Genomic DNA, 14,039 nt, shown 5'->3' with positions numbered 1-14,039 from the left:
ATGTTGTTTACTAATCTGCCTTCGGGCAGATTTTTTTATGTATAATTGTAAAGAAAATCATCGACTAACCAAACCAATAATGAATTCATTTGATAGTTTATCAAAAAAAATTGATAACGCCAAAGCATTAGATTTTAGTAACTTATTTGATAGCATAATCGCATTATTTAAAAAAATCTGGATTAAAGGATTTTTAGTTGTTTTACTAATTGTTGTATTTGCCATGGGAATTAATATTGTATTCTCATTAATAGGCTTAGCACCTCAAACTACGCTACCCTTTGGTCAATTTAATATCGACTCTTTTGTTGATTTTTATTTAGAATCTATAATTTTTAGTATTCCTCAAACTATTTTAGTAACTACCATATCCATGGCTATCGTAGCTGGATTTTATAGAATTTGTAGAAATCAAGTTTCAGGTATTATAGAGCCAGACGATTATTTTTATTTTTTAAAAAAGGCCTACTTTTCTAAATTACTCATGCTTGGTTTAATTCATACCGGTATTGCGGTAGTAGCCCAGTTCATGTTTTTTATTCCTTATATTTATGTATTTGTGCCATTGGCTTACTTTACTATAATATTTGCTAATAATCCAGATTTAAGCGAGGCTGAAATTGTAAAAGCAAGTTTTAAATTAGGAACAAAAAAGTGGCTTATTAGCTTTGGGACAATCTTCGTATCGGTTGTCATTGGTATGTTGGGTGTTTTAGGATGCGGTATAGGGCTTCTGTTTACCATGTCTATTATTTATTTGCCCGTATTTTTTATTTATAAAGAGGTTATAGGTTTTGAGGATACCAATGAAATAGAACAAATTGGGGTTAGAGACGATTACGAAAATTAAAATATATTTATAATGAACACAACTGAAACATTACTCACTAAAATTGAAAATGCAAAAGATCTAGACTTTGGCGATATTTTTAATAAATCAATCGAGCTTTTTAAGAAAGTTTGGTTACAAGGATTGGTTATAATGCTTTTAACAATGGTTATGATGATACCTTTTTACATCATCATGTATCTGCCATTAATAGCAATGGGGATTTTAGATCCAGATTCTTTACAACAAGGCTCAGAGGCTAATATGATGTTGTTAATACCATTTTATTTATTAATGACGGTATTTATGTTTTTCGCAATGATTATTACTTTCGGATTTAAGTCGGCATTCTTCAGAATTTGTAAAATGAAAGATTTGAATGAAGCAGGGTCAGATGATTATTTTTATTTCTTTAAAAAACCATACTTGGGAAAAACTATAAAACTCGCCGCCATAACTTTTGGTATTAGCTTGCTTGCTATTTTACTTTGTGTTTTACCAATGTTTTATGCGATGGTGCCCATAGCTTTAATTAATGTAATTTACGCCTTTAATCCAGATTTATCGGCTTCAGATATCACAAAAATCGGATTTAAACTAGGAAACAAAAAGTGGCTTATCACCTTTGGTTTAATTATAGTTGCTGGGTTTCTGGCACAATTAGTTGGAATTGTCTTGTGTTTTATTGGTGTTTTTGTAACCAGTTCATTCGCTTACGTGCCACTATATTATATATACAAAGATTCAATTGGGCATAACGAGCAAAGTGTTATAGATGAGATAGGAATCGTAACAGAATAATATTTATAATAATTAAATAAAAACCTGTTTTTAAAATGTTAAAAGCAGGTTTTTTTATTCAAATATCATCCAGATAATCCATAAAATGCTACAGATAAACTTTTTTTCATATACATTTGTAGCTTCAAAAAACGAAGTATGGCGAAGAATTTAGTGATAGTAGAGTCACCTGCAAAGGCAAAAACCATTGAAAAATTTCTAGGAAAAGATTTTAAAGTAGAATCTAGTTTTGGGCATATAGCCGATTTACCTTCCAAAGAATTAGGGGTAGATGTGGATGGTGATTTTAAACCAAAATACGAAGTTTCCAAAGATAAAAAAGCAGTAGTAAAAAAGCTTAAAGATTTAGCTAAAAAAGCAGAAATGGTTTGGTTAGCAAGTGATGAAGATCGCGAGGGAGAAGCTATTGCGTGGCATTTAGCAGAAACTTTAAAATTAGATAAAGACAAAACTAAACGTATTGTTTTTCATGAAATCACTAAAGATGCCATTTTAAAAGCAATCAATAACCCAAGAGGTATAGATTACGATTTGGTGGATGCACAACAAGCGCGTCGTGTTTTAGATAGGATTGTAGGGTATGAATTATCGCCAGTACTTTGGAGAAAAGTAAAAGGCGGTTTATCTGCTGGTCGAGTACAATCGGTTTCTGTGAGATTAATTGTTGAAAAAGAACGTGAAATTCAAGAGTTCACACCTGAAGCATCCTATAGAATTGATGCTGAGTTTTCAAATGAAGACGGGCAAACTTTTAAAGCTAAACTACCTAAGAATTTTTCAACTAAGGCAAAAGCACAAAAATTTTTAGAGCAAAATGCAACGGCTAATTTTAAGGTAGCAGATTTACAAAAAAAACCTGCTAAAAAATCACCTGCTGCTCCATTTACAACGTCAACATTACAACAAGAAGCCTCTAGAAAGTTATATTTCTCAGTAAGTAAAACCATGACGATGGCGCAACGCCTTTATGAAGCAGGTTTAATTACTTACATGAGAACAGATAGTGTAAATCTATCAGATGAAGCTAGAAAAGGTGCCGAAGCCGAAATCAAAGATGCTTACGGTTCAAAATATAGTAAACCAAGAAATTATAAAGGCAAAGCTAAAGGAGCTCAAGAAGCGCATGAGGCTATTCGACCAACAAATTTCGCAACGCATTCAGTGGATATCGATCGTGATCAGGCTCGTTTATATGATTTAATTTGGAAACGCGCTATAGCCTCACAAATGAGTGAAGCTGAGTTAGAGCGAACGAATGTGAAAATTAGTGCTTCTACGCATAACGAAACTTTTACTGCAAATGGTGAGGTTATTACTTTTGATGGATTCTTGAAAGTATATCTTGAAGGTACGGATGATGAAGATGTAGAACAAGACGGTATGCTTCCAGCAATGAAAGTAAATGAAACGCTATTAAACAATTACATCACGGCTACAGAGCGTTATACGCGTCCGCCAGCACGATACACAGAAGCGTCATTAGTAAAGAAATTAGAAGAGCTAGGTATTGGTCGTCCATCAACTTATGCACCAACAATTTCAACAATTCAAAATAGAAATTATGTGGAGAAAGGTTCTGTTGAAGGTGAAGAGCGTAATTATACACAACTTACCTTAAAAAGCGGAACAGTTAAGGATGTTACTCTAACAGAAAAAGTTGGCTCAGATAAAGGGAAATTGGTTCCTACAGATATTGGAATGATTGTAACTGATTTTTTAGTGAATCATTTTGAACATATTTTAGATTATAATTTTACGGCAAAAGTAGAGGCCGATTTTGATGAAATCGCTGAAGGCAATGAAGATTGGACGAAAGTGATGAAATCGTTTTATAAAGATTTCCATCCTGTAGTTGAAGATGTAAAAGAAAATGCCGATAGAGAATCTGGTGAGCGTATTTTAGGTAAAGACCCAAAAACTGGGAAACAAGTAAGTGTGCGTTTAGGAAGATTTGGACCAATGGTGCAAATAGGAACAGTTGATGATGAAGAAAAACCTCAATTTGCGAGTTTAAGTCCAGACCAGCAATTAAATTCAATTACTTACGAAGAAGCCATGGATTTATTCCAGCTTCCAAAAACACTTGGTGAATATAAAGGTGAAGAAGTTCAAGTAAACAATGGGCGTTTTGGTCCTTATGTAAAATTTGGAGATGCTTTTGTATCATTACCCAAAGGTGTAGACCCATTAAGTGTTGAATTGGATGATGCGATTGTTTTAATTAAAGAAAAGCAAAAAGCAGACGCCCCTATTTATATGTACAAAGATTTACCTGTACAAAAAGGGAAAGGTCGTTTTGGTCCATTTATAAAATGGAACAATATGTTTATTAACGTAAATAAAAAATACGATTGGGATAATTTATCAGACGAAGATATAGTAGAGCTGATTGAAACCAAAATACAAAAGGAAATCGATAAGGTTATCCATAATTGGGAAGACGAAGGGATTCGAGTTGAAAAAGCACGTTGGGGAAGACACAATGTGTTAAAAGGTAAAATAAAAGTTGAATTACCTAAAACAGTTGATGTTTCAGAAATGACTTTAGAGGAAGCAAAGGCCATTATTGAAGCCAATGCTCCGAAGAAAAAAACACCAGCAAAGAAAAAAACTGCTGCAAAAAAGAAAGCACCAGCAAAAAAGAAATAATACAAAATGAATTTTAATTTTTTATCTCCTGTCTCAGATTCAGTATTGGCACATAACGAGTTATTGCCTGCTCAAGCACTAGGAAGAAAACTTAAAATACATTCTGCACAACATGGTATTCCAGACCTTGAAGATGTGAATATTGCTATTCTTGGCGTTCTTGAAAACAGAAACGACGTTAATTATATAGGTGAAGAATTTCAACTTAATGAAATAAGAAAGTCATTTTATGGTCTTTTTCCAGGAAGTTGGAATACTACCGTCGCCGATTTAGGTGATATTAATAAAGGTGAAAGTGTAGAAGATACTTATTTCGCACTTAAAGAATCAATAACAATATTAGTTAAAAAGAATATCATTCCTATAATTTTAGGAGGCTCTCAAGATTTAACTTATGCGAATTACAGGGCTTATGATGCCTTAATTCCTATGGTTAACATCGTAAATGTTGATGCTCAATTTAACTTAGGAGATTCTACAAAACCAATAAAAAACAATAGCTTTGTTGGAAAAATAATTCTCGATAAACCCTATAACTTATTTAATTATGCCACAATCGGCTATCAAACCTATTTTAATTCGCAAGAAGAAATAGATTTGATGGATAATCTGTATTTTGAATCGTATCGATTAGGTGCAGTTTCAAAAGATGTTACCATAGTTGAGCCTGTATTAAGAGATGCGAATATTGTAAGTTTAGATTTAACCTCGGTAAAAGGAGCCGAAGTAAGTTTGAAACAAAAATATTCACCAAATGGTTTAGATGGTAAAGAAATTTGTGCCATTGCAAGATATGCTGGTATTAGTAATAAAGTAACATCGTTTGGTATTTATGAATATAAACCATCAAATGATGATGAGCTTACATCAATGCTCGTAGCTCAAATTTTATGGTATTTTATTGAGGGTGTTAATTACAGAGTAAAAGACGATGATTTTTCAGATGATAGAAATTATCAAAAATATATAACACTGGTGGACTCTGAAGAATTAGTTTTTTACAAGAGTAATAAAACTGGAAGATGGTGGATTGAGATTCCTTTTTTAGCAGATGTTAATAATAAATTAAAAAGACATACGTTATTACCATGCATGCACCAAGATTATTTGGATGCCTGTAATAATAAGGTCCCAGACCGCTGGTATAAAGCATTGCAAAAGAACAGTGTGTAGTACAGGTAAGACAGTTCAAATACCATTTTCATCGTTGAAATGCTTAATTTTTACGATGAAACGTAAATTTTTTAGACAAATAGTTGTTTTTTAAAAAATATATAAATATGTTTACGCTCTCAAAAATGAAGCTTAAAATAATTAACCTCAAGTTTTCTATGGATATTAAGAAGTTTTTATTATTAACCACAGTATTCGCTATGCTAGCGAGTTGCGGCTCAAAAGATAGGGGCGAACTAGTTGGTGTTAAAGGGAAAAAATGGCATCCAGAAAAGCCTTATGGTATGGAGCTAATACCTGGCGGAGCATTTATAATGGGTAAAGCGGACGACGATCTTGCTGGTGTAAACGATGCACCCTCAAAAACAGTTACTGTTAGAGCCTTTTATATGGATGCAACTGAAATTACAAATAGCGAATATCGTCAATTCGTAAATTGGGTAAGAGACTCAATTGTTAGAATGAGACTAGCTATATTGGCCGATGAGGTTGGATTGACCCAAGCAGATGAAGGTACCATAGGTGAGTTTGCTTTTAGTGATGCGGACCCAGAGAATATGTCGGTTTACGAAAAATACATGTATGATAACTATACTGGATTAGGTCCAACGGGTTATGAAGGAAGAAAAATCAATAAAGATGTAGACTTAATTTTTGATACTTCAGAATATTTAGATGAGTATTACGCAGAAGTTATGGATACTATGTACTTACCTTTAGAAGAATCGTATAACGGACAACGAACTTGGGATGTAACCAAGTTTAAATTCCAGTACAATTATATGGATATTCAAGAAGCAGCTAGAAGTAGAGGTGTAAAACGTAAAGACGTTATAATAAAAGAAGAAGTAGAAGTTTATCCAGATACTACGGTATGGATTAGAGATTTTGCATATTCATATAACGAACCAATGCATAACGATTATTTTTGGCATGATGCTTATAGCGATTATCCTGTAGTAGGCGTGACTTGGAAACAAGCAAAAGCTTTCTGTGAGTGGAGAACGTTATGGAAAAATACATACCAAAAATCTAAAAAAGGAGCTGCTATGGTAAATACGTTCAGATTACCATCAGAAGCAGAATGGGAGTATGCCGCGAGGGGCGGATTGCAAGCTGCAACTTATCCTTGGGGTGGTCCGTATACAAAAAGTGATAGAGGTTGCTTTATGGCAAACTTTAAACCAGTTCGAGGAGATTACGCTGCAGATCAGGCATTATACACTGTTGAAGCCAAGTCTTATGATCCTAATGATTATAACTTATACAATATGGCTGGAAATGTTTCAGAATGGGTGAATGCCTCTTACGATCCTTCATCTTATGAGTATACATCAACCATTAACCCAAGTGTAAACGATAATAACAATCAACGTAAAATTGTTAGAGGTGGTTCTTGGAAAGATGTGGCTTACTTTTTACAAGTAAGTTCCAGAGATTACGAATATGCAGATTCTGCAAGAAGTTATATAGGATTTAGAACGGTACAAGATTACATGGGGACTCAAGTAACAAGTAACGGAAATCAATAATTCAAATCAAATCAATTATAAACACTATTAATTAACCTACTTAAGTAAAAAAAAACCTACTTAAAATTTAAAACCGAAAATTATGGCAAAGTCAAAAGCAAACAAGAAATTCATGAATATGGCCTATGGATTAGGGGCAGCAATTGTAATCGTTGGTGCACTATTCAAAATTATTCACTTTGAAATTGGACCTTTAACTGGTAACGTAATGTTAACCATTGGTCTTGTAACCGAGGCAATCATTTTTGCATTATCTGCATTCGAACCTGTAGATGAAGAATTAGATTGGGCTCTAGTATATCCTGAATTAGCTGGCGGACAATCAGTTAAAAGAGAAGGAAAAGAAGATGCACAAGGATTATTATCTAAAAAATTAGATGATTTATTAAAAGAAGCAAAAATTGATGGCGAATTAATCGCAAGTTTAGGCGATAGTATCAAAAACTTTGAAGGTGCTGCAAAAAACATGTCTTCTACTGTAGATTCAATTGAAGCTACTAAGAAATATGGTGAAGAATTATCATTAGCTGCTGCTCAAATGGAGTCGTTAAATAGCTTATACAAAATGCAATTAGAAAGTGTAAACAAACAAGCTACAATTAACGAAGAATCAATTGAAAATGCTGCTAAATTAAAAGAACAAATGCAATCTTTAGCGTCTAACTTATCGTCATTAAATGGTGTATATGGTGGCATGTTATCTGCAATGAACAAATAATTAGGAGAGTTAATAAATAATCCCAAATTACATTAATTAACCAAAAAAAAACCTAATTACACATGGCAGGAAATAATTTATCACCAAGACAGAAGATGATTAATCTGATGTATTTAATATTTATAGCGATGCTAGCGTTAAATATGTCTAAAGAAGTGCTTTCAGCCTTCGGATTAATGAACGAGAAGCTTACTGAGTCAAATCAAGCTACAGAATTAAGAAATAAAACTTTTGTAGATAATTTAGCTGAGAAAGCAAACGATCAGCCTGAAAAATACAAGCCTTTAAAAGCTAAAGCAGATCAAATAGATGACCTAGCGCACAAATTTGATGGTTACTTAGAAGAATTAAAAGGCAAAATGACGGCAAAACTTGATGATCCTACAGATTATGAAATAATGGATAAAGGAGATTACCTTGACCAAAATTTCTTTAAAGGAGACAAGTTAAAACCAGACGGACAAGAATTTTTAAATCAGATTAATGGATTTAGAGATGGTGTTGTAAAAATCCTTTCTACTGAAGAAGGTATGGAAGACATTATCAAACAAGTTAAAGATAAATTTAATACCGACCAAGAAGTAAACAGAGATGGTATTAAAGTTGATTGGTTAGACTATCACTACAAAGGTTTCCCTTTAGTAGCTTCTTTAACGAAAATGACCCAATTACAATCTGATATTAAAACTACAGAATCTGAAGTATTGTCAACAATGTTGGCTGGTGAACTTGGTAAACAAGTTTCTATGACCAATTATTCAACTTTAATGGAAACATCTAAATCAGCTTATTTTAATGGTGAGCGATTTGATGGAGAAATTGTATTAGGTCGTACTGATGCAACTACCGTTCCTAGTAGAGTAGAATTAACTTTAGATGGTAGAAAACTAGTAAAAGATAGAGATTATACCTTAGAAGGTGGAAAAGTAAAATTAAAAGTTGGTGCCGGAGGCGTTGGCGAACATAAAATTGAAGGTAACTTGTTTTTTGGCGAAGGCGGAGAAGAAATTCCTGTGCCTGTTAAGTCATCGTTCGCAACGGTAGCTAAACCAAACTCAGCAACAATTTCTGCTGATAAAATGAATGTAGTTTACAGAGGTGTTAAAAACCCAATGACTATTTCGTTTGCTGGTATTCCGGATAATAAAGTGACTGCTAGTGCTCAAGGATTATCAAGAAGTTCTGGTAGCAGCTATGTCATGGATGCATCTAGAATTCAAGGTAGAGAAGTAACTATTAACGTTACTGGTACATTGCCGGATGGTGGTAAAGTAAGCGATAATGCTAAATTTAGAATTAAAGATTTACCAAAACCAACAGGTACTGTAAGAGGTGAAGATGGAGCATTAAAAATGCAACGTAATAGTCTTAAAATATCTACTATTGGCGCAAAATTTGATGACTTTGATTTTGAATTACCGTTACGTGTAACAGGATTTAAATTTAAAGTCCCTGGGCAACCAACAATAAATGTTAGAGGAAATAAGTTAGATAGTAGAGCACAACAAGCTTTAGCAAAAGCTAAACGTGGATCTGGTGTTCAAATATTTGACATAGAAGCCAAAGCAAGTGGTGTTAGTGTAATACTTAAAAAAGTATCACCAGTATTTGTTGAGCTTACAAATTAAGAATAGATTATAAGAGGTAATCTTGCAAAAAGATTACCTCATATAGTTAAAATGTAAAACAAAATTAAGATGAAATTAAAACGTTTTTTATTAACCGCTGTTACAGTTTTTACAGCATGTGGTATGTTTGCGCAAGCCAATATACTTAATGCTAAAAGCCCTGAAGAAATTGGTGTAAGAACTGAAGCTCAAAAAGCAGTTGACAATGATAAACCTTTAGAATACGGTTATGTTGATGATAGAGACATCCTATTTTCTAAAATGGTTTGGGAAAAAATTGTTCTTGACGAACGTGCTAACTTCCCATTGTATTACCCAATAGATACAAATAATATTGGTAGTGATAGAAGATCATTATATCATGTGCTAATGAAGAACATTAAAAACGGGAAAATAAAAAATATTTATGACGATTCTTATTTTACAACAAAAAGAACTTTAAAAGATATTCAGTCTGCATTAACTATGGTTGATACTACAGAGTTAGGTATCGAACAGTTAAATGCTGGTGAAGAATTATCGGCAGAGTTTATCAATAAAAGAGATATTACTGCTGCAGATATTAAAGAATATCACATTAAAGGACTTTGGTATTTTGATAAGCGTCAAGCTGAAATGAAATACAGACTTCTTGGAATTGCTCCGGTAGCGCCAGATGTGAACTTTATTGATGATGCTGAACCAGATTTAGTACCTTTATTTTGGGTATTTTTCCCAGATGCTAGAGAGGTATTACACGAAGCGAAATCTTTTAACAATCAAAACAGTTCGATGCCATTTTCTTTTGATCATGTGCTGAACGCAAGACGTTTTCAAGGATATATCTTTAGAGAAGAGAATGTTCAAGGCGATAGAGCAGTTAACGAATATGTGTCTCAGAACGCTTTGATGCAATTACTTGAATCTGAAAGAATTAAAGATAAAATTCGAGATTTTGAATTGGATATGTGGACTTATTAAGCCATAATAATAAACAAATAAATGAAAAACGCCCGCTTATAAAGTGGGCGTTTTTTTATTGTCATTTGAGGTAAATCGTCGCTTAAACCTATAAAACTGATTATCTTCGCAATTCATTATGCAAGTAGATTATATTATAGTTGGGATTGGGATTGCAGGCATTAGCTTTTGCGAACAGTTAAGAGCACATGGAAAGCGTTTTGTAGTGTATGATAACGCATCTCAGCAATCTTCAACCGTTGCGGGTGGACTATACAACCCTGTGGTGTTAAAACGTTTTACATCGGTTTGGAAAAGCACGGAGCAGTTGGAGATTGCTTTACCAGTTTATGCCAACATTGAAAAAAGGTTAAAGGTAAAACTAGATTATAAAATTCCCGTTTATAGAAAGTTTGCATCACTGGAAGAGCAAAATGATTGGTTTACAGCTTCTGATAAGCCTTTGCTTACTAGATATCTTTCTCCAAAAGTTATAAAAAACGATAATAAATTTATTGATGGTAATTTCGGTTTTGGGGAGGTGTTAGAAACTGGTAGGATAGACGTGAAAACCTTGATTGATAGCTATAAAGCTGATTTGTTAGCTAATAAGCTTTTATTTGAAGAACCTTTCAATTATGATACCATTCAGATTCAAGAAAACGCCATTACCTATAAAAATATTGATGCAAAATATGTTGTTTTTGCTGAAGGTTTTGGGGTTAAAAAGAACCTCTATTTTAAAAGTTTACCGCTCGTACCTGCTAAAGGTGAATTGCTCACTATACATGCACCAGAATTAAAAATTGAATTTGTTTTAAAAGCGGGCGTGTTTTTAATTCCGTTGAACAACGATTTATATATTGTGGGCGCCACTTATGAGTGGAAAGATTTAAGCCATGATACAACAAATAAAGCAAAAGAGGAGCTTTTAAGTAAATTGAAAAAGCTTATTAGTTGTCCGTTTGAAGTTGTTAATCAGGTAGCTGGAATACGGCCAACTGTTAAAGACAGAAGACCTTTAGTAGGACGCCATAAATCACATAAAAACCTTTTAGTTTTAAATGGCCTTGGTACTCGGGGTGTGATGATTGGACCTTATGTGGCTAAACAATTGTACGATTTTGTTGAAAATAGCTTACCACTGCAAAGCGATATTGATATTAATCGTTTTGAAAACTAATGGTTTAATTTATACTAAAAAGGTGCGTTTATTTATGCGTTAGGGATTGTAGTGGCTAGCTTTTGCAGAGGCGCACATCGAGGCAAAACTAATAACGTAAAGCTCGACCCTTGCGGTAACCTGCCTGCCGGCAGGCGCCCAAATTATTTTTTAGCTAAAGTTTTATCGTAACTCATAAAAAAGTTAATCCAAATGTTTCTTGAAAGTCTCATGATTATTGGCATAAACACGATTAATGTGGCAATTATTGAAATAAACATAGCATTTAAGCCTGCGTTGAAAATATAGAAACTGATAACGAATGCTGCCACAGCAAAAGCTATACCAACAGCATAACTTACGTACATAGCTCCATAAAAAAATGAGGGTTCTATTTTGTATTTAGTGCTGCAATTACTGCAATTTTCGTGCATGCTTAAGGCCTCGGAAAGGATATAAGGATTTTTGTTTTTATACATTGATTCCTCGTGACATTTTGGGCATGTGCCTGTGAATATGCTATATAATTTTGAGCCTTTTGTAAACATATAATTTAATGTATTTTTGCATCCTGAATTGCAGTGCAAAAATACTATATTATTAATATTGTATTGTGACTAAAGTTACATTTCTATGATGAACATTCATAATTTATCGATTTCATTTCAAGGCGAATACTTGTTTGAGGACCTTACTTTTAAGTTGGGTAATGGTGATAGGATAGGGCTTATTGGGAAAAATGGTGCCGGTAAATCTACGATGCTTAAAATTTTATCTAAAGAAATGGAGCCTGATACGGGCCAAATTGCTGCCGATAAAGAGCTTAAAATAGGATTCTTAAAACAGGATATTGATTTTGTTTTTGGAAGAACCGTTTTAGAAGAGTCTTACGAGGCATTTACCGAAATTAAGGCTATTGAAGCTAAAATGGAAACGGTAAATAACCAACTGGCAGAACGTACAGATTATGAAAGTGACGGTTACCATCAATTAATGGTTGATGTTAACGAACTGCAGCATCAATATGAGATACTAGGCGGTTATAACTACCAAGGCGATACCGAGAAAATTTTACAAGGATTAGGTTTTAAACGCGAAGATTTTGATAAACTAACAGATACATTTTCTGGAGGATGGCGTATGCGTATTGAGTTGGCAAAACTCCTACTTCAAAATAACGATATTTTACTTTTAGATGAGCCTACAAACCACTTGGATATTGAATCTATTATTTGGTTGGAGGGGTTTTTAAAAAATTATGCAGGCGCCGTAGTTATTGTATCGCATGATAAAATGTTTTTGGATAACGTGACTAACAGAACCATTGAGATTTCTTTGGGGCGTATTTACGATTATCCGAAACCTTACTCCAAATATTTAGTATTACGTGATGAATTAAGAACGCAACAATTAGCATCTCAAAAAAATCAGCAAAAACAGATTGAACAAACCGAGAAATTAATTGAGAAATTTAGAGCCAAAGCTTCAAAAGCTACCATGGCTCAATCTTTAATTAAAAAGTTGGATAAAATTGATAGGATTGAAGTTGATGAAGACGATAATAGTGTAATGACACTTAATTTCCCTGTTTCAATTACTCCAGGTAAAGTGGTTGTTGAAGCGGAAAATATTTCGAAAAATTACGGGGACAACGAAGTTCTGAAAAGCATTGATTTATTTATTGAGCGCGATAGCAAAACAGCTTTTGTTGGGCAGAATGGTCAAGGAAAATCAACTTTAGCCAAAATAATAGTTGGCGATATTAAATACAATGGGTCTTTAAAACTAGGGCATAATGTGCAAATAGGGTATTTTGCTCAAAATCAAGCTGAATACTTGGACGGAAATAAAACCGTACACGATACTATGATTGATGCAGCTAATGAAACCAACCGAACTAAAGTGAGAGATATTTTAGGCTCGTTTTTATTTAGAGGCGATGAGGTTGATAAATATGTTCGTGTGCTTTCTGGTGGTGAGCGTAATCGTTTAGCTTTAGCGAAGTTGATGCTGCAACCTTTTAATGTGCTTATTATGGATGAGCCTACAAACCATTTAGATATTAAATCTAAAAATGTTTTAAAGGAAGCGCTGAAACGTTTTGAAGGAACACTTATACTAGTATCGCATGATCGTGATTTTCTTCAAGGACTAACAAATATTGTTTATGAATTTAAAGATCATAAACTCAAAGAATATTTAGGCGATATTGATTTCTATTTAGAGCAACGTAAAGTTGAAAGTTTGCGTGAGGTTGAAAAACGAACAGTTGTAAAAGAAACACCTAAAGTAAAAAAGCAGCAGTCTTACCAAGATCAGAAAAAGGCCAAATCATTGAATAATAAGTTGAGTAATGTTGAAGCCAAGATTAATCAATTAGAACGCGATATTAAAGCTATTGATTTTGAACTTGAAACCAACTATGAAGAAACGACGGCAAAACCCGATTTTTTTAATAAGTACCAAAAAAAGAAATCTGATTTACAGGACTTAATGGATAAATGGGAAGGGATTCAGCTGGAAATTGAAGCCCTAGAAAATTAAGATTTTTTTTAAGTTTTTTTTAAGAACCTTAAATTAAACTAACAGGTAGATTTGTAGTCTAAAA

At 33.5% G+C, this 14,039-nt stretch carries 11 protein-coding genes; 10 read left to right on the top strand and 1 reads right to left on the bottom strand.

The window, feature by feature from the left end; translation table 11 throughout:
* The first annotated feature begins 79 nt into the window (after window positions 1–79).
* The 9 genes from O5O44_RS14780 to O5O44_RS14740 all read left to right on the top strand — a co-directional run bounded on the left by O5O44_RS14780 (window position 80) and on the right by O5O44_RS14740 (window position 11,452).
* Window positions 80–850, top strand: a complete 771-nt coding sequence (locus tag O5O44_RS14780; protein WP_289194993.1) for a hypothetical protein — start codon at window positions 80–82, stop codon at window positions 848–850.
* 12 nt (window positions 851–862) lie between these two features.
* Window positions 863–1,630: a hypothetical protein gene (locus tag O5O44_RS14775; protein ID WP_019388229.1), complete on the top strand. Its 768-nt coding sequence runs from the start codon at window positions 863–865 to the stop codon at window positions 1,628–1,630.
* Between the two features lie 138 nt (window positions 1,631–1,768).
* Window positions 1,769–4,279, top strand: a complete 2,511-nt coding sequence (gene topA / locus O5O44_RS14770) for a type I DNA topoisomerase (protein ID WP_289194992.1) — start codon at window positions 1,769–1,771, stop codon at window positions 4,277–4,279.
* A 6-nt stretch (window positions 4,280–4,285) separates the two neighbouring features.
* Window positions 4,286–5,452: a formimidoylglutamase gene (locus tag O5O44_RS14765; RefSeq protein WP_289194991.1), complete on the top strand. Its 1,167-nt coding sequence runs from the start codon at window positions 4,286–4,288 to the stop codon at window positions 5,450–5,452.
* Between the two features lie 164 nt (window positions 5,453–5,616).
* Window positions 5,617–6,984 carry a T9SS ring complex lipoprotein PorK/GldK gene (porK, locus tag O5O44_RS14760; protein ID WP_489884280.1) on the top strand — a complete coding sequence of 456 codons (1,368 nt, stop codon included), beginning with the start codon at window positions 5,617–5,619 and terminating at the stop codon, window positions 6,982–6,984.
* Window positions 6,985–7,066: 82 nt separating this feature from the next.
* Entirely contained in the window at window positions 7,067–7,702 is a 636-nt protein-coding gene (gene porL, locus O5O44_RS14755; RefSeq protein ID WP_019388233.1) for a type IX secretion system motor protein PorL/GldL, read from the top strand.
* Between the two features lie 62 nt (window positions 7,703–7,764).
* Window positions 7,765–9,330 (top strand): type IX secretion system motor protein PorM/GldM, encoded by a 1,566-nt coding sequence (gene porM, locus O5O44_RS14750; RefSeq protein WP_026010104.1) that lies wholly within the window; start codon window positions 7,765–7,767, stop codon window positions 9,328–9,330.
* A 69-nt stretch (window positions 9,331–9,399) separates the two neighbouring features.
* Window positions 9,400–10,290, top strand: coding sequence for a type IX secretion system ring subunit PorN/GldN (gene porN, locus O5O44_RS14745; RefSeq protein WP_019388235.1), 891 nt, complete (start codon window positions 9,400–9,402; stop codon window positions 10,288–10,290).
* A 118-nt stretch (window positions 10,291–10,408) separates the two neighbouring features.
* The gene (locus O5O44_RS14740) at window positions 10,409–11,452 is read left to right on the top strand and encodes an NAD(P)/FAD-dependent oxidoreductase (protein ID WP_289194990.1); all 1,044 of its coding nucleotides are present in this window, start codon (window positions 10,409–10,411) and stop codon (window positions 11,450–11,452) included.
* A 143-nt stretch (window positions 11,453–11,595) separates the two neighbouring features.
* On the opposite strand, the gene O5O44_RS14735 is transcribed toward O5O44_RS14740, so the two are convergent.
* Window positions 11,596–11,979 (bottom strand): DUF983 domain-containing protein, encoded by a 384-nt coding sequence (locus O5O44_RS14735; protein ID WP_019388237.1) that lies wholly within the window; start codon window positions 11,977–11,979, stop codon window positions 11,596–11,598.
* An 85-nt stretch (window positions 11,980–12,064) separates the two neighbouring features.
* Between O5O44_RS14735 and O5O44_RS14730 the strand changes: the two genes are divergently transcribed.
* On the top strand, window positions 12,065–13,975 hold the full coding sequence (locus tag O5O44_RS14730) for an ABC transporter ATP-binding protein (protein WP_289194989.1): 1,911 nt from the start codon (window positions 12,065–12,067) through the stop codon (window positions 13,973–13,975).
* Window positions 13,976–14,039: the final 64 nt, after the last annotated feature.

The organism is Algibacter luteus (assembly GCF_030344935.1).
GTDB classification, from domain to species: domain Bacteria; phylum Bacteroidota; class Bacteroidia; order Flavobacteriales; family Flavobacteriaceae; genus Arenitalea; species Arenitalea lutea.
This window is presented reverse-complemented; position numbering and strand designations above follow the sequence as displayed.